The sequence below is a fragment of the Streptomyces sp. NRRL WC-3618 genome (assembly GCF_001280005.1).
GTDB lineage: Bacteria > Actinomycetota > Actinomycetes > Streptomycetales > Streptomycetaceae > Streptomyces.
Window position 1 is genome coordinate 1 of record NZ_LGDW01000201.1, and the last position, 18,339, is coordinate 18,339.

Genomic DNA, 18,339 nt, shown 5'->3' on the forward strand with positions numbered 1-18,339 from the left:
CGCCCGGGTGGGGCGCGTGGGGGCGGTGGCCGGCTCGTACAGCAGGTCGGCACCGGTCGGGGGCGGGGCCGGGAGCACGGGTTCCTCCACGAGTTCCGGTGACAGGAGCGCCTTCTGCTCCGGCAGCACGCCGGTCTCGGCGGCCGGCTCGGCCGGTCCGCGCCGCTCGGGCGCGCGGCGCGAGCGGCGCCGGTCCGCCCGTACGGCTGCGGCGACGGCCCTGCCGAGCGGGGCGCAGTCCGCGCGCAACCCGAGTTCCGGGGCGGTGACCCAGCCACGGGCGTCGACGCGCAGGGCCCAGCTCTGCCCGGGTGCGGGGCCGTCCACGAGACAGACGACCGTGCCCGAGGCGGTGAGCGCTGCCAGCCGCCGGGTCTGTTCCCGGGTGGGTGCGGCACAGACCAGCACCGTGGTGGCGGCGGAGACCGTCTCCTCCGACTCCACGGGGGGTGTGTCCTCCAGGTCCCGCAGCACCGTCTCCAGCCGCTCCCCGTGGTAGTGCGGGTGGACGCCGTCCGTCACGGTCACCGACGCTCCGCTGCCGGGGCGGTCGAGCTGTGCGGCCAGCGCCTGCAACAGGCGTGTCCGGGCGGCGGAGTCGCCCTCGACCGTGATCATCCGGGGCCCGGCGGCGAGGTCGAGATGGACGCAGGCGTCGTCCGACATACCGACGGTGACGGGCAGCGGCCGGATGCGGGCGCCGGCTCGGGGGGTGGGGTCGGGCAGGGCCGTCCCGTCTTCGAGGCGGTCGAGTTCCAGGTACCAGGACTGCGCGCCCGGTACCTCGTCGTCCTCCCAGGGGGCGGGCGGCGCGGGCAGCCGACGGGCGGCGATCTGGACGCCGGCCCCGCCCGGCTCCGTCCGCAGTCCGTAGGGAAAGGCGCCGGGCACATCGCCGAGGGCTGCCTCGGCCGCGCCCAGCAACCGCCGCACCAGCAGGCCGGCCCGGGGGTCGCGCAGGTGCCGGGCCAGGGTCCGTACGCCGCGGCGGTGGCGCCGGAAGGCCCGCAGGGGCTCGCCGAACGCCTGCCGGGTCAGGGCGAGCTCCTGGGAGACGCGGCGCCGGCACCGCCGCCAGCCACCGTGCCTGCGTACCAGGTGCCGCAGCAGGAGGAACAGCAGCAGAAGCACGACGACGGCGACCAGGATCCCCGTCATCAGCGACTTGTCGGGCTTGGCCAGCGCGATCAGGTGCGCGTGGAGCCGGGTGTCCGTCGTCATGCCGCCACCAGCGTGTGCTGAGGGTGCCGCCGGCGCAGCTCCCGTATCGCGTGATGGGTGCGGGACTTCACCGTGCCCGGCGGTATGGACAGCGCGTCCGCGGTGTCCGGGCCGGTCCAGCCCAGCACGTAGAGGTAGAAGAGGACCTCGCGGTGGGACGGCGAGAGACGGGAGAGGGCGTCCACGAGGAAGCAGCGGTGCACCGCCTCGCTGATCGGGTCGACGAGCTCGGCGTGTGCCTCCAGGAGTTCCTGATGGCGCTCGGGGCGTGACTGCTCGCGTCGCGTCCAGTCGACCACCAGGTTGTGCGCGACCCGGAACAGCCAGGCCCGCGAGGGCGCCCAGTCCGCCGGCTGGTCGGCGGTGCTCAGCCAGGCGCGCAGCAGTGTTTCCTGGACGAAGTCCTCGGCGCGCTGGCGGTCGCCGTGCAGCAGGCCGCTGACGTAGCGCAGGAGAGGTCCGTGGTGTCGCTCGTAGAGCAGTCGGGTCTGCCCCTCGCCGCAGGGAACGGACACGCCGGCGGTGGGAGCACTCGGGGGCGCGGCCGGGCCGGATGAAGTCGTTCTCATGGGATGTGCCTCCCCCAGTACCGGCATCGGTCTCATGATCCGGTCGCGTTGGGCGCCGCGCGTGCGGCTTGAGTTGAGCGGGACGAACGCGGGAATTCGGAGCCACGACATCCACAAGCGGAAGAAGTGGTTCCTATTGGGGCGTGAGTCTATGTAGGCCGTCGAGACTTTCAAGGGGCCTTGAGGTGAACGTGAGGTTTTGCACGCGGTGGAAATCGGGGTGAAAAGGTCAGCGCCGCGTCCGGCACCCCGTCCGGACAGCAGGCATGACAAAGGGGTGCCGGCCCGGGAAGGGGATTCCGGGCCGACACCCCTGGATGCCGGCAGAGCCTTGGTCACTTGCCAGTGGGGATGCTCTGCCTGATCTGGGCGTCCAGGTTCTTCACGGAGTCCTTGACCGACACGAACTGCTTGGCGAACTCCCTGATGTTCTGCACGGCTTCGGTCACCGATTTGTTGAAGCTCTGGTAGGAATCCTGCAGCGCGGGGCTGGTCTGGGCCAGCACCAGGCCGTTGCCGAGAAGGTCCACGACCTCGCGCTGCAGGCTCTCCAGCTGGGGTACGAGGGTGCTGTCGACGGCGCTGGTGAGTTTGGCGGCCGTCGCGTCGACCTGCTCGTCGTCCACATGGGTCTTGGGCATGGTGTCCTCTTTCGCCTTTCGGTGCGACCGGTCATGCCGACCGGTGCGCGGTGGTGAGGGTGGAAGCCGGTGCGCGACCGGGTGGAAGCGCTCCGGTGGGCCCTGCGGGCGCCGGGAGGGAGGGGCGCCCGCAGGGAGTCATGGGTGGGGAAGCCGGGGAGGGGCGTCCGTCCGGGGGACGGTCACCGCCAGTTGTCCCCGAGCGTCCCGAGGGGAGGTTCGTCGCCGTAGCGGATGAGCTGGGAGGCGGAATCCTTCAGGTACCAGCCCCCGGCCCGGTTCTTGTACCAGACCTCCTGGATCTCGTTGCTCCCGTCGGCGACGTAACGGACGGTGTCCGTCGTGACGACCGTGAGCTCGGAGCCGTCGGGACGCGTGTAGTCCGTCCGGGTGCTGCCGCCCGACAGCTCGGTGGTCTTCGCCCCGGGGGAGTAGCCGTCGAGCGGCCGCCCCGCGCCGTTGACGAGCGGCTTCTCGACCGTCAGGTACGCGGGCGGCCTGCCCACGCCCTCCTCGGCTTCCTCCTCGCCGGAGGGATCACTGTTTCTGTCCCAGACCATCCCCCACTCACCATCCGGTGACTTGCTCCAGGTCTGGAGCGCGGCGCCCTTTTCGTCGGTGATGTAGCGGATCGATTCCCCCGGGCCCAAGCCCTCGGGATTGTTGTCCACATAGATTTTGGTGACCGACCCGTCGGAGGCCCGGATCGTCGTCACGGAGTCCCCGTCACCGGCCAGTGAACGGTTGGTCTCGGAGTAGGTCAGGCCGTTCTTGTTGGTGACGGTGGTGGTCGTCTCGAGGGGATTTCCGTTCTTGTCCAGCTCGATCTCGCCGTTCTCGTCGAGCTTGTAGGAAACCTCGGTCCTGCCGTCCGCGGTCTCCCGCACCAGGCCATTGGGCACCGGCGCCGGTGGAGTGTCCGGATCATCGGCCAATTCCCGGCGCCCACGCACCCAGCCGGTGTCGTCCCGCAACGACTCGGGCGGAGTTTTCCGCAGTTCGTCGAGTTCGTCGGTGTAGTCCTTCAGGAAGCCCTCGGACCGTTCGCGCAGCGGCTCCCCTTCTTTGTCGAGCCGGTCCTGCGCCTCGTCGAGCCGGTCCTGGTCCTTCCACAGGCCTTCCTGCTCCCGCCGCAGATCGCCGACATCCGCGTCCGGCGTTTTCTGCCGGTCGTCGTACCGCTTGTTCAGGTCCTCCTGGCGCTTGTTCAGGACCTGCTGCTCGTTGTCGAGTGCCGCCCGTTTCCTGTCCAGTTCGGCCTGCTGCTTGTCCACGGTCGCCTGCCTGGCCGCGTAGCGCTGCCGCAGGTCCTCGGCCTTCGCCTGGACCAGCCGGGCATCCTTCTTCTGCTCATAGGCCTGGTTCTCCCGCGCGGACTCCTGGCGCACCATGGCCGCTTCCTGCTGGCGCGAGGAGACGGCACCCTGTGCGTCCTGGTCGTAGAACGCCTTGCCCATCTCGTCGAGGAGGTTCCCGAGATCGGTCATCACCTGCCAGGCGTCGTCGAACGAGTTCTTCCAGGCGCCGTAGAAGTAGGTCAGCGCCCCGGCGGTCTCTTCTCGGGGGCCGATGTCCGACGGTGTGAAGCCGTGGTACCCGCGCGAGGTGTCGAGCAGCCTGTCGCGGAGAGCCCAGATGTCCCGCGCGAGCTGGTACATCAGGTCGTAGTCGACGGATATGCGACCCATGTCTTCCGTCCTTTCTCCAGGGCTCGGTGGCATTACGGGCCGGTGGCACTACGGGCCGGTGGCATGACAGGCCGGGCATCTTTCGGCACAGGCCGGGCGCCTCTCGGCTCCGGCGTCATGTCCGCCCTGTAGACGCAGTCACGGGCCCGAAGGGTTCAAAGAAATTTTCCTCACCCCCGCACCGACCTGCGGATATGTGGCGTCCATCACTCCGTTGAACTGCCGCTCCCCGTTTTTACGTCACCACCACGTCATCCGCGTATGTGCGGGCGACCCCTGAGTCCTGGACATCTTGGAGGACCCCGTGGCCAGCCCCGACGACTGGACAAAAGTCGGTTACAACGGAAATCCGGTCTCCGGGAACCCCGGTGTCATCGACGACATCGCCAGGGACTTCCGCCATCTCCAGGATCTTGCCGCCGAGGCTGCGAGAGGGCTCGACGCCTTCCTGCTCAAATCGGAGAACGGGGGCTTCGAGGGACAGACCGCGGACGGCCTGCGCGACTACATCCAGCGCGAGCTCCGGACGACGTTCGTGCCGAACATCCAGCGCTCCTTCGACCAGGCCGCCTCGGCCGCGGAGCGCTACGCGAACGCCCTGAGGGACGCCCAGGGCAGAGCGGACAGCGCGGCGAGGCGAGGCGGCGCCGTGGCGATTCCCCCGGCGGGTGTCGTGGCGAGCGACGCCCCGCCGCCCTGGGAGGCGGCGTTGGGCCTCGTGAGCCGGAAGAAGGCGCTGCCCCCCGAGCTGGCCGCCGCGAAGAACGATGTGCGAGCCGAGGTCGACTTCATCACCGGCGAGGCCAAGCTCCTCGAGAACGCCCTGGAGGACGCGGCCAAGCTGGTGTCCAAGCCTGTCCCCAAGCCGAGGAAGAGCGGCTGGCAGAAGTTCTGGCAGGCCCTGGAGATCATCGCGCTGGTGGTCTCGATCCTCGCGATCGTCTTCACCGGCCCGTTGGGGCTGATGGCCCTGGGCCTGAACGCGGCCCTCTTCCTCAAGGCCGTGGCGGACTACGCGTCCGGCAAGACAGACGCCAGGGGTCTGGGCCTGGCCACCCTGGGCCTTTTCGGGCCGTCGACCAAGGGGCTCACCACCTTCGGCAAGATGGCGGGCCTGTTCAAGACAGCTGCCGCTGCCGGCGCCAGAGGCCTTCGCGCTGGCGTCAGAGCGATTCCCCGCATCCTGGCGGGAAGCGGGAACCTGGTGCTGCAGGGCGGCAAGCTGCTGCTGCGCCCCGACACCCTGGCCGTTATGACCGGTCAGGCTCTGACCAGGTGGTCATCGAGGATCGGCGGCCTGGCCTCCCGGGGACTGTCCCGCGTACCCGGTCTCACGGCGAGAGCGACCCGGATGCTGGGGGGCGCGCTGCGGTCCATCCCCGGGTTCCTCAAGGGCGTGTGGCAGCAGGGGCGGTTCGCGCTGCGTCGCGACTTCTTCATGTCCACGGCGTTCGTCGGCGGAAGCACGGCCAAGCGTCTCGGCGTCTACGCGGTCATCAACGCGGGCCGGGCCTTCGACCTCGCGGTGGCCGCCGTACTGCCGGTCCGGTACGGGGAACTCGCCGCGTTCGGCTACCGGGGGGCCTTCCGCATGGGCTTCCTCGAGCGCGGCCTGCTCATGCGGCCCTCGGTCGGCCGCTCGATCAGCCGGGGTACGGGCGCCGCCGGGGGCGGCGTCTTCGACCTGACGAGGAAGGGCCTGTACACACCCGGCGCCGGACGGCCGGGCGAGGACATCGGCAAGCTGGTTCTTCCGGGCACCAATGCCTGGGACGACGCGATCGGCGACCTGGCCGAGTTCGTGCCCCCGCCGACCGCGGTGCCGCGCACCCCGGGCGTGAGCTCCCTGTCCCCCGTCTCCGGCATCTCCAGGGCGACGCCCGGCCGGTTCGCCAACGGCCTCGACGACCTGGCGGAACCGACCTTCTTCGACGACCTCGACACGGCGGGTTCCTCCTTCGGCAGGCCGCTCGGCGAGCAGGGCATCGACGTACTGGACCTGGAGCCGGGCGGACTGCTGCCCCCACAGATGCGCCAGACCCTGGACACCCTCGACACCCTCGACGAGCTGGGCAGCGCGAGCATCCCCGGCCCCCGGTCCGCGCTGCTGGAGCAACCGCAGAGCGCACTCACCCGGCTGCGGCACCTGGACACCGTGATGGGTCTGGACCGCACCGGCGCCGGCCTGCTGAAGCCTGTCGACGACCTGGCGGACCTCGGTCTCGACGGTGACTTCGGCGGCCTGAGCGTCGCCCAGGTGGGCAAGATCCTCGACGGTGAGATCGACCTCGTGAAGGTCACGCCGGACGGGGTCGTCCTGCGTATCGGGAAGACCGACCCGGTGGACGTCCAGATCCGGCTGAAGGGCGAGGTGACGGTCCGTGTCCTGGACCCCACCGAGACCGTCGCCGGTCTTCCCTCGTTCGCGGGGACGATGGCCGGACCGCACACCGCCGGTCCCGGCATCAAGCTCGACGACCTGGTACGGCTGCTTCCCGACGCCGGTGGCGACATCCGCCGCGCGCGGGAGTTGCTGGGCCTGGGGCCGGTGAGGACCGGCCACGTCGCCGGGGCGGCCACGACGCCGACCGGGTTCCCGCCGCTCACCCTGCGGGAGGTCATCACGGGCGGTGAGGTCGGCAAAACCGCCACGGACCGTTTCCATGCCTGGCTGCGGGTGCAGGACGCCGAGATCGGGCTGGACGCGGCCGGCCGCGAACTCTCCCGGCTCACCGAGCTGCCCGACGTACCTCCACTGAACCGCGCTCAGGCCGAACTGGACCTGAGTGCGGCGGAGTTGAGGTTCAACGAGGCACGGATGGACTTCGAGGACCTCGGGCTGAACCTGGACACCGTCCGCCAGAACGTGACGGTGATGATGGCCCGGATGGACGGTCCGGGAGCGCACCTGCCGATCGGTGAACTGCACCTGACGGACGCGCTGGGGCACCCCACCGGCCGGTGGATCACGATGGAGGGCGGGGAGACCGTCACGTGGGTGGTCAGGTCGGAGACCGGAATCGTCCCCGGCATCAGGGTGGAGATGGCCGAGGACGGCTTCCTCCTCACCGGCACCGACGGCATCGTCACCAAAATCGGCCCCGGGGGCGAGACCCTGCCCCCTGAACTGCCGCTCCACCTCGAGTCGTTGCCAGGTCCGTCAGTTCCCCAGCGGGTCGTCGGCCCACAGGACCCGCACGTCGCTCCGGTGGTGCCCGCGCCGTCCGTGCCGCAGGTGCACTGGCTGGTGCGGCAGGACATCGACTTCACGGCTCAGAGCCTCAAGTCCGGCCTGAAGACGCGGCTGACCGAGGAGGGCCTCGTACCGGTCAGGCTCGACGGCACCGTCACACCGCTCCAGGCGGTGACCACGGTCAACGCCAAGGCGTTCAAGGAGAACAGCCCGTTCACCGCGTTCTCCCCGCCCGCCACTCTGGCAAAGCCCTACGGAACCAACGAGATCGGACTTGATCTGGCCGCCCTCAGCAGGGACATCAGGACCGGAGCCGACAGCGTCAAGGACGTGGAGATCGTCTCCAACGCGCAGTTGCAGCGGGCGATCCTGGACGAGATCCGGCAGCGGGTGGGCAACCCCCAACTGGACGTCCCGCCGCACTTCACCCACACGACCGGCAACAAGGACATCCAGAACCTCCTCACCGGCGAATACGGGATCACCAAGGGAATCGCCACCAAGGTCACCCCGGACGTCAAGGCGCTCCTCCAGGTACGCCGCGACAACACCTGGCTGGTCAAGGGCGCCGTCCCCAAGGAGTACCTGACCGGCCCCTACCCGGCCGCCGACTCCCTGAAGTTCGTACCGGAGGCCCCGAGCACTCCGCTCGCGCCGGTGTCGGACCTGCTGGACTCCGCGGGCCGGGCCTCGGGATCCGGGCTGCCGTCCGTGGACCTGCCGAACCTGGCTCCCCGGCCGGACCACTCCTTCATCAACCGGTTCGAGCTGGAGGAGCTGCGGGGTGTCAGGCTCGTCCGGCAGGACAACGTCCCGTTCCAGCGGATCCTCGATGTGGACAAGGGCCTGGTCAAGTCACACTTCGACCCGGCCGTCGGCATGATCCCGGCCAATCCGACGGGACTGACCTCCGCGTTCGATCATGTGCGTGGCGCCCAGAACGTCAAGCTGAAGAGCGACAGCCCGTTCACGTCCTTCGCGGAGGCCACCAACGACGCGCACAAGGTGTACGGGAACTTCGAGTTCACCCTCGACGCCCACCGGCTGGGCGCGGACATCAAGGCCGGAAGGCTGCCGGACGTCGGTATCCTCCCGGCGCGCGACCTCCAGCAGCTGATCCGTGAACAGCTCGACTGGACGATCCGCAAGCAACTCGACTTCGGATCACTGCGCGCGGACAGTTCCACGCAGGACGTCATCAGGTTCCTCAAGCAGAACGACGTCAAGCTCGTGGGCCGAGGTGGCAAGGACATGACCACCAGGATCGCCCACGACGTCCGCGCCCTGCTGAACACCACCCGGGACCAGGAGTGGCTGGTCAAGGGTGTGATTCCCCGGGCCTATCTCGACGGCCCGAACCCCACTGCGGCCGAGGTCGGTGCGGGTCACGTCCTCGACGAGGCCGCCGGAGATCTCCGGCCGGTGGCCACGATCAAGGCGGACTTCACGCCGAAGCCTCTCGTCGTCGAACCGCGCGGCCTCGATGGCGTGAACGCCGGGAGCCTGCCGACCCCGCACGTCGGCGCGCTGACACTGCTGGACGACCTGAAGCGGCCCACCGGGCAGTGGATCGCGTTCGAGCCGGGCGCGGAGATCAACTGGGCCCTGCACGACGGCAACGGGATCGTCCCCGGCACCAGTGTGCGGATGGGCGACGACGGCTTCGTGGTCCACACCCCCGAGGGCGTCTACGGGGTCGGCCCGACGGGTGAGCGCATCGCCGTGGAGAGCCCGGCCGACGTGCACATGACCGTGGAGAGCCCGGCCGTCCCACGCCCGGCGGATCTCGGAGTTCCCAGCGACCTGACGATCACCCGCCTGACACCGTTCGACGGCGCGCACCTGTCCGGGGTGGGCGACCTGGCGGGCCGGGAGTTGCGGATCACGCATGTCACCGCCCGTGACGGCTCGCCCGGCCCGTTCCGGCTGGAGGTCGGGGCCGCGCAGGTCCCTCCGACCCGGGGTGTGCCGGACGGGGGGCCGCGGTTCACGGTGGAGGGGATGGCGAACGGCGGGTTCCGTGTCACCGACCCGGCCGGTACCGCCCGGTGGGAGTTCGACGCCGGTGGCACCTTCGCCGCCCGCGAGACGGCGCTCGTGGACCACGATCTGGGGCTGCCGTCCGACCTGTGGTTCAGGGTGACGAAGACCTCTGTCACCCCCGACGGGACGATGAGCCGCTTTGTGGGGCTGGTCGGTCGCGACAGCGTGTCCTCGGCCGTGGCCGACTCCTTCCGGCTCACGTCGGTGGAACGGAGCCTCCAGGAGCGGCTGCCGGGCGGCTTCACCCTGGCCGAGTCCGTCACCGGCGGTCGCTTCCACTTCGACGCGCACGGCACCCTGATGCTCCGGGACCTGCCGGCCCGCGACGGTTCCGGCTTCCTCCGCTTCACCGAGGGAGCCGACGTCCCGCCGACCCGGCTCGACGACCTCGACGGTGCGTCCGGCCACTTCACGGACGGCGCCCTGGACGACCTGACGCGGATTTTCCACCGCACGCTCGACGAGGCGTCCGGCGCCACCCGCGCCGTGCCCGAGGCCGGTGACCTCGGCCTGGGCCACCTGCGCCTGCCGGACGGAACGGTCTCCAGTCTCGGCGCCGACAGCCTGCCCGAACTCGACGACGCGGCCCTGCGGGCCCGGTTGGAGGAGCACTGGCAGACGCTTCTGGACGCGCAGCCCGTCATCCGCCCCTCCGGCGTGGACGACCTCGCGGACTTCGAGATACGGACCGTACGCGTCCCCGGCACCGACACGGAGGGCACTCGTCTGGCCCTCGAACTGGTCCACCGCGACCCGGCGGCGGACTCGACGCTCAGGGGGGCGGACTTCACCGTCGAACGCATGTCGGGCGGTGAATACCTCGTCACGCATCCGACCGGAAACACGTCGTGGGTGTTCGACGACCAGGGCCACTTCCTGGCCCGCGAGACGGTTCTGTCGGGGGACGGACTGCCCACCGACCTTCCGATCGTCGTACGTATGGTCACCGGAGCGGGTGGGGAGGCGCTGACCGATGTCGAGGTGAGGGGTACGTCGGGCGTCCTCAACTCGATGCCGCTCACCCCGACCGAGGGAGCGCTGGCCGGACACCTGCCCGGCGGGTTCACTCTCACCGACGCCGTCACGGGCAGCCGTTTCCACTTCGACCGCACCGGCCGCCTCGCCTTCCGGGACCTGCCGGCCCGCGACGGCTCCGGCTTCCTCCGCTTCACCGAGGGAGTTCCCGGCACCCCGCCCACCCGGCTCGTCGACCCGCCGTCCGAGCGGTTCCCGCTCACCTCCGTCCCCGAGGAAGGCGTCCTGGACGAGGACTTCGGCGATGTGGCGCACATCTTCGAGCGCACGCTCGACGAGGCAGCAGGCACACCCCACGTGCCCGAAGGTGCGGCCACGGACCTGTCGGACATCGCTCCGGCCATGGACTTCCTGCATGCCGGCGCCGACTCCCCCGCCTTCCGGACACCGGATCTCCCCCAGATCCAGCAGCTCGCCGCCGACGCCACGCGGTCGCTCGACAGGTTCGGTCTGGGCCCGGGGCTTCTCCACGACCAGCTCCGCGCGATGACCTCGCAGGCTCACCTCGGGATGCGACAGGGGGCAGCCACCACCCTGCGCGAATATCTGGACCTGCCGCTCGCCACGCGTCTCGAGGACCTCCGAAGCGAGGTCGGCCGCACCCTCGGCGACTTCACCGTCACGCCGACACCACACGGCGGGCCCGGCGGCAGCCGTTACACCGTCACCCATACGGGCACCGACCTGAGCACGGGCTTCGGCCCGAACGGCGAGCGTCTCCACCAGGAGATCTTCCTGCGGGGCGGCCCCGACGGCGTCGACGGGCTGAAGGTCCAGATCACCGGCCGCACGGCCGAAGGCGGGACCTGGACTCCCGACTCGTTCGCGTTCTCGGGCGCACACCCGGCCGACGACACCCTCACGATCACGCGTCTCGCCCCGGAAGCCCCGGCGGAGCTGCGCGGCGGCTTCACGATCACCGACGCCTCCGGCGTCACCAAGTGGCACTACGGGCCCGAGGGCATGGCCGCCCTGCGGGATGTGAAACTCCCCGCCGACCGGGGCGGCCTCCGCTTCGACCTGGGCGCACCCGACGGCGTACCGCGGGCGCTCGACCGGGCGGGCCTCGCGTCCACCGCGCCGCGCGTGGAGCGGCTCGACGACGGCCGGATCGCCCTGTCCTCCACCGGAGCGGCGGCGCACACGCTGGAGCGGGCGGTGTTCGACTCGGACGGTGGCCGGCTGCTGGAGGAGGTCATCGCCGTGCGCGGCAAGGCAGGCGGGTTCACGGGCGAGTTCTGGAAGATCGACCACGCCGCAGGCAAGGCCGTCCGCACCCACGCCGACGGCACCCCCCTCACCGGCACCTTCCACACCGCCGCCGTGGAGCGGTCCGGTACCGGCCAGTTCAGGCTGACCAGCACCAGTCAGGGCAAGGTGCCCCTCTTCGAGCGCGAGGTGCTGGGGAACGGCAACACCCTGCACATCGACTGGCGCCCGTCCGGCCGCGCCCGGTGGAGCGAGTTCGACGCCGCCGGCAACCGGCTCCGGCACGGCCTGCGCATCGGGGACGTCAACCAGCGCACGTTCCACGACGTGACGACCGGTACCTGGCGCCCCCTCAACACCTTCGACGTACGGACGTACAACAAGGCGGTCGACGGCGGGCTCGTGCGGGCCGAGAAGGGGGCGGACGGGCACTGGACGTGGCAGCGTTTCGACAAGAGCGGCGCCGAGGTGCTGGCCGGGGAGCGCCACTGGAGCTGGAACCACGTCGCGTTCCAGGACACCTACCGTGATCCGGCCACCGGCCTGGAGACGGTGGCCCAGCAGCGCGGACAGACCTGGCCGTTCGACGGTCTGCACGGCTCCGGGATGTACAAGGAACACACGTTCCTGCCCGGCCACTCCCCCGCCGGAGCCCGGATCGATCCCGGCGACTACACCGGTATCGGCCCGGCGAACGCCCAGATCGAGCGGATGGAGGCCTTGGCGGACGGCGGCAGCCTGCGCGTCGCGCGGTTCGCCGACATGCGTCCGCCCGCCTTCATGTGGAAGGGGGCGGCGGGCCGCAACCCGTTCGACGGCTTCTTCCGCGACCTGTTCGGCGGGGAGTCCCTGAACCGGGTCAGCTACTGGACCGAGACCGCCACCGACGGCACCAAGCTGACCGGTGTCCGGCTCCACCCGACCGGCTCCAACTGGGTCGACCTCGACCAGTACGGCCGCGTCGTGCGCGAGGTCAGGAAGCTGGAGAACGGCCATGTCGTCGAGGTCGGACGCAGCCTGGAGACACCCTCACGCTGGGCTCCGGCACCCGAGTACCACAGCGGCGCCTCGTACGAACTGCACTGGAAGGACACGACCTCCGGCCAGAGCGGCATCCGCCATGTCGACGGCGACGGACGGTGGAAGGACGTCTTCACCGACCCCCAGGGCATCGAACGGGTACGGCTGCGCGGCGAGGGCGTGGGTGCGGGAACGCGGGAGTACCTGTACGAAGCTCCCACCACCGAGGAACTCCGCCTCCACGACAACGCGGGTGTCTGGGTCGACCGGAACGCCGTGCAGCACCTCTCCGGTCGCCGCGACCTGGTGGACGGCCGGATCGTGGAATCGTCCGGCAACCCCTACCGCTCCCGGTGGACCTGGAAGGCCTACGACCCGGCCGCCCCGGAGACGGTCGTCGGCGAGGGCCTGCGCAAGCAGAACCGGGGTTCGGTGTACGCGCTGCCCTGGGACGACTCGTTCAAGGACTTCGACCTCGCCGGCAACCTCGTCCGCGAACGCAACGCCACCGACACGGGAAGCTCCTGGATCGACGCGGTGAAGCAGCAGGACGGCACCTGGAAGTGGACCAAGAAGGCGGACGACGGCACCGTCCACTCCGCGGGCGTCCGCGTCCACGACGACCTCGAGGCCGGGCGTTGGCGCGACCTCGTCGACGACCAGGTGGTCCGACAGCGGGTCGGCGAGCGGGTCCGCGAGTTCAAGTACGAGATCGTCACCCCCGACCCGGTGACGCCGCCGGCCCCCCGTCCCACGGGGGGAACGCTGCGCGACCTGCTCGACGCCTCCGGCCGCCACGAGGCGCCCGCCACCGCGGAAGCCGGCCGTCTCACCCTGCGCGACCTGCTCGCCGACGCCTCCCGCCACTTCGAGCCGCCCGTCACCGTGCGCGTCGACCCGGACGTCTGGAAGGAGTTCGACGCCGGCAAGGTGTTCCGCGAGAAGGTCTCCGTGGACGGCGTCCCCGGCCGCTACCGAGTGATCGACAAGCAGTGGGGCCAGTGGGCGGAGTTCCAGAACAGCCACCTCGTCCAGTGGCGGACCGTCGACGGACGCGTCTGGTCGACCGACGCGTTCGGCCGTTTCGGCACGTCCGGCCGTGCCAGAATCCTCCAGTTCCTGGAAGGGGGCCTGCCTCGGATCGGCGGCGAGATCGGCCTGCCCGGCGCCAGGGGCGGCTGGGCCCGGATCGGCCGGGAGGCCGACTTCCGTGGCATGGACGTCGAGATCATGGGCCACCTGCGGGAGATACAGGACGTGTGGCACGGCCCGTTCACCGGCTTCAGGAACGGCGACGTCGTCGAGATGCCCATGTGGCAGCGCGAACTCCGCAGCGGTCTGACCTCGTTCGGCACCGGCTTCGTCACCGACCTCACCGCGGGCCTTGCCATCACGGCCGCCACCAACAACGGCACCGTCACCGACATCGACGTCTACAAGGCGCTGCTCTCCGGCACGGTCGGCGGAACCTTCGGCACCGGCCTCAACCTGCTCTACAACCACACCCGGCTGGGCCTGCTGAAGACGCGCATGGGCGTGAGCGACTGGGGCGGGCACCCCAACCAGACCCTCGCCACCCAGACCGACGACTGGGCGACCGAGTTCGCCGCCCAGGACAAGCCCACCCGCTGGCGCAGCGCCACCTACGCCAACACGGTCGGCCTGGCCACGGGGGCGCTCAGCGGCTTCGTCAGCACCGCCATCAGCTCCGCCGTCTTCGGCGTCAACGGCCACGAGATCAAGGGCTGGGACGCGCTGAAGGCCGGCGCGTGGGGCGCCGCGGGTTCCCTGTTCGGCGGTGTGAGCACCGGTCTGGCGAGGAACGCCTGGCATCTGTCCACCGGCTCCAGGGTCTTCCACAAGGGCGGCCTCGGCGAGCTCGGGATGAACTGGGTCGAGTCCGCGCTGTCCCGGTACATCTCCTACGAGATCACCCAGGCGGCCGGCAAGTACGGCGGCGAGCTGCCCAGCCCGGGTCGCGCGTTCCCGCGCGTCACCCCGGCGCCACCACTGCCACCGCCGCCTCCGCCCGCGCCCGACCGACCCGCCTCCCCCACCACGTAATGGAGCTTCCGTGACCGCCACCGCCACCGTGCACCAGGTCGCCCCCCGGGGCCGCGGCGCCCACCGCAGCATCACCGCCGCCGTGCGCGCCGCCGCCCACGGTGACGAGATCCGTATCGCCCCGGGCGAGTACGTCGAAGCGCTGGTCCTGGACCGGGCGGTGTCCCTGCTCCCGCAGGACGGGACGCCGTTTTCCGTACGGGTGCTCGCGGCGGACCCGGGCCGTCCCGCCCTGGAGGTCACCGCCCCCGGCGTCCACGTCGGCGGTGTCGCGCTGACGGGCCAGGACCCCGGGCTGCCCGCCGTACTGGTGACGGCCGGCGGCCTGGACCTGGACGGCTGCGACATCTCCGGCGGCCGGGTCGAGGCGAGCGGTGACGCGGCGCTGACCCTGCGCGGCTGCCGTGTCTCCGGCGCCGCCCTGGCCGGGGTGCACGCGAACACCACGGGCCCGACCGAGCTGACCGACACGGTGGTCGAGGACGTCGACGGCACGGGTGTCGTGCTCGGCTCCGCCACGGCCGCGCACGCCACCGGGCTGACGGTCCGCCAGGTCACGGGCTCGGGCGTGAGGGTACGGGGCCGGGCCGGCGCCGTACTGCGCGACTGCCGTGTCACCGCCCCCGGCCGCAGCGGGCTGCTGGTCGAGGACGCCGCGACCGTGAGTGCGCTGGACTGCCGGGTGGAGGAGACGGGCGCGGAAGGCGTCCGGGTGCTGGGGAGCTCACCCCGCGCCCAGGAGGCCCCGGAGCGCCCGGACTCCGCGGACGGAGGGGTCGTGCTCGCCGACTGCCAGGTGCTGCGCACCGGCGCGGACGGGGTGTCCGTCTCCGGCTCCGGTGACGTCCTGCTGCTGAACTGCCGCCTGCGGGACGGCTCCGGTCCCGGGGTGAGCGCGGACGACGACAGCAGGGCCGTCCTGGTGGACTGCCAGGTGGACCGGGCGCACGGCTCCTGCCTGGTGGCCCGGGGCCACGCCCGGCTGTCCGCGCAGGGCACCTCGACGCACGGCAGCCACACAGGGGGTCTGCCGGCGGACGACCGCTCCCGGGTGCGGCTGTCGTCGAGCGATGTGCCGGGCGGTGGTTTCGGCGCGGTCCACGTCTGCGACGACGCCCGGCTGTCGCTCACGTCCTGCCGTATCGGCAGTACGCCCGAGCACGGCGTCCGGGCCACCGACCGGGCCGAGCTCACCGTGGAGGGCGTACGCCTCAGCGACTGCGGTCTGTCGGGCCTGCGGGTCGACGCGGCGGCGGGGGCCCATGTGCGCGGTCTGTCGGTGGTGCGGGGCGGTACGGGGATCAGCGCCGATTCCAGCGGGTCGGTGGTCCTGGAGGAGTGCGACGTCGCGGACACCGAACGCGCCGGCATCAGTTGCGGCACCGGTACGTCGGCCGTACTGCGGGACTGCCGGATCAGCGGCACCGGCACCGCCGGGCTGGTGGTCGGGGAGCGGGCGACGCCCAGCATCGAGGGCTGCACGGTGCGCGACGCCACCGGCTCCGGGCTGGTCCTGGGCCCGGCGGCCGAACCGCGCGTCAAGTTCGTCACCGTGGCGCGTTCCGGCAAGAACAGCCTGTTCGTCGGCGAGAAGGCGCGGGGCACCTTCGAGGACTGCGTCTTCACCGGCGCGGGCAGCGAGGGCCCGGCGTTCCCGGCCGTCCATGTGTCGGCGGGGAGCGCGCCCGTACTGCGCGGCTGCCTGGTACGGGACGCCGAGGAGGACGTGGCCGCGGAGAAGGGAGCCCGGCCGGTGTTCGACGACTGCCTGGCGCGGAACGTGACCAACCCGGCCCTGCCGACCCGGCGTACGGAGGCACTCCCGTCCGCCTCGGACAGCGACCCGGCCTCCGGGACGACCGCGCGGGAGACCGAGGCACCGGCCGAGGACTCCCTGGAGGACCTGCTCGCCGAGCTCGACGGGCTGGCGGGGCTGGAGCGCGTCAAACACGATGTGTCGTCCCTGGTGAAACTGATGCGGACGGTGCGCCTGCGCGAGGACATGGGGCTGGCCGCTCCCCCGCTCAGCCGCCATCTGGTCTTCACCGGCAACCCGGGCACCGGCAAGACCACCGTGGCCCGGCTCTACGGACGCATCCTGGCCGCCGTCGGCCTGCTCGGGCGCGGCCACCTCGTCGAGGCCGACCGCTCCGCGCTGGTCGGCGAGTACGTCGGCCACACCGGCCCCAAGACCGCGCGCGTGTTCGAACAGGCGCGCGGTGGTGTCCTCTTCATCGACGAGGCGTACTCCCTCACCCAGTACGCCGGTACCAACGACTTCGGCCAGGAGGCGATCGCCACCCTGCTGAAGCTGATGGAGGACCACCGTGACGACGTGGTGGTGATCGTCGCCGGATACCCCAAGGAGATGGAGTCGTTCGTCCGCTCCAACCCCGGACTGGCCTCCCGCTTCACCCGTACCGTGCTGTTCGACGACTACGGGTCCGCCGAGCTGGTCAGCATCGTGGAGCACCAGGCCGCGCAGCACCAGTACGAGTTCACCGCGGCTGCCCGCGAGGCTCTGACGGCGCATTTCGACGCGGTGCCCCGGGGGCGGGGGTTCGGCAACGGACGCGCTGCCCGCCAGCTGTTCCAGTCGATGACGGAACGTCAGGCCTACCGCGTCGCCGACCTTCCCGACGCCTCGGAGTCCGACCTCATGACCCTGGTGCCGGAAGACCTCCCGTAGCGCGCCCTTCAGCCCGTTCTCAGCCTCTCCTCAATCCTCTCGTCGTGAAGGACCCAGCTCATGCCACAGACTTCGGTTCGCCCCGCGCGCTCGGACGGCGAGTTCGCCGACGTGTTCGCCCGCAGGGCGCGCACTCCCCTGCGCGGGTTCCTGCCCGGCCGCCGGGTCTGGAGCGCCGTCGGGGGCTCGGCGGCCGCGGTCGTGGTGATCGCCGGGGCCACGGCGCTCATCGCCCGGATCGACTGGAGCGGCGGTCCCGAAACCGTGACCACCACCGCCGCCGCGAAGAAGGCGGGCGCGACGAAACAGGGCTCCACCAAGGCCGGCGGTGACACAGCCACCACCGCTCCCTCGGCCGCCGCGAGCGCGGGGAAGGACAAGGGGCCCGACGTCGTGTATCTCCCGCCCCCGGGTGGCTACGGGAGCGGCACCTCCGTCGGCGGGCCCGCCTCCAGCGCTTCCGGTTCCGGCTCCCGTTCCGGTTCCGGAACGAGCAGTGGCGGGACAGCGGCCGGGGACGCGCAGAAGTCCGCATCGCAGTCGGCGGGCGCCACCTCACAGCAGTCGACCCCCTACCTGTCGTCGGACGGGAGCGTGGTGGCCGACACCAACAACTACTGGGACCAGAGCCTCGTCACCGTGAAGTCCACGAAGGCGCTCAGCGGCCTCAAGGTCGTCTTCAAGATCATCCAGACCGGCGGTGTCGCCAACACCGGCACCTGGAGCTCTCTTGAGGGCAAGGTGTCGGTCTCCTCCGGGGCGAGCAGCGGTGAGCTGGACTACGTGATCACGCTGAAGCCGGGAGTCACCCTGGAGCCCGGCACCTACAGCTTCGCCGTCCAGTACAACCACGCCCCGGGCCACCGCGACGCGGGCGGCGACCGCTACAACGTCACCACCACGTCCACCACTTCGGTCACGGAGTACGGCAAGGGCGGCTTCTGAGGATCCGGACCGGACGGCTTCC

7 protein-coding genes are annotated in these 18,339 nt (G+C 71.1%); 3 read left to right on the forward strand and 4 right to left on the reverse strand.

Translation table 11 applies throughout. The features are described from left to right. The 4 genes from ADL01_RS19135 to ADL01_RS19150 all read right to left on the reverse strand — a co-directional run. Window positions 1–1,221 (reverse strand): hypothetical protein (locus ADL01_RS19135; RefSeq protein ID WP_053743229.1); only part of this gene is annotated, 1,221 nt, incomplete at its 3' end. Next, entirely contained in the window at window positions 1,218–1,790 is a 573-nt protein-coding gene (locus ADL01_RS19140; protein WP_063783547.1) for a sigma-70 family RNA polymerase sigma factor, read from the reverse strand. The genes ADL01_RS19140 and ADL01_RS19135, both read right to left, overlap by 4 nt. Before the next feature lie 335 nt (window positions 1,791–2,125). Then, complete coding sequence (locus ADL01_RS19145; RefSeq protein WP_053743231.1) at window positions 2,126–2,431, reverse strand: hypothetical protein; 306 nt, start codon at window positions 2,429–2,431, stop codon at window positions 2,126–2,128. Window positions 2,432–2,613: 182 nt separating this feature from the next. Next, entirely contained in the window at window positions 2,614–4,119 is a 1,506-nt protein-coding gene (locus ADL01_RS19150; RefSeq protein WP_053743232.1) for a hypothetical protein, read from the reverse strand. A 304-nt stretch (window positions 4,120–4,423) separates the two neighbouring features. Here ADL01_RS19150 and ADL01_RS19155 point away from each other — a divergent pair, with 304 nt between their 5' ends. Genes ADL01_RS19155 through ADL01_RS19165 form a run of 3 tightly spaced genes read left to right on the forward strand, consistent with a single transcriptional unit; the run spans window position 4,424 to window position 18,317 of the window. Continuing rightward, the gene (locus ADL01_RS19155; protein WP_053743233.1) at window positions 4,424–14,683 is read left to right on the forward strand and encodes a hypothetical protein; all 10,260 of its coding nucleotides are present in this window, start codon (window positions 4,424–4,426) and stop codon (window positions 14,681–14,683) included. A gap of 10 nt (window positions 14,684–14,693) precedes the next feature. Beyond that, window positions 14,694–17,372 (forward strand): right-handed parallel beta-helix repeat-containing protein, encoded by a 2,679-nt coding sequence (locus tag ADL01_RS19160; RefSeq protein WP_053743234.1) that lies wholly within the window; start codon window positions 14,694–14,696, stop codon window positions 17,370–17,372. Window positions 17,373–17,432: 60 nt separating this feature from the next. Further along, window positions 17,433–18,317, forward strand: a complete 885-nt coding sequence (locus tag ADL01_RS19165; protein WP_053743235.1) for a hypothetical protein — start codon at window positions 17,433–17,435, stop codon at window positions 18,315–18,317. The last annotated feature ends 22 nt before the right edge of the window (window positions 18,318–18,339 follow it).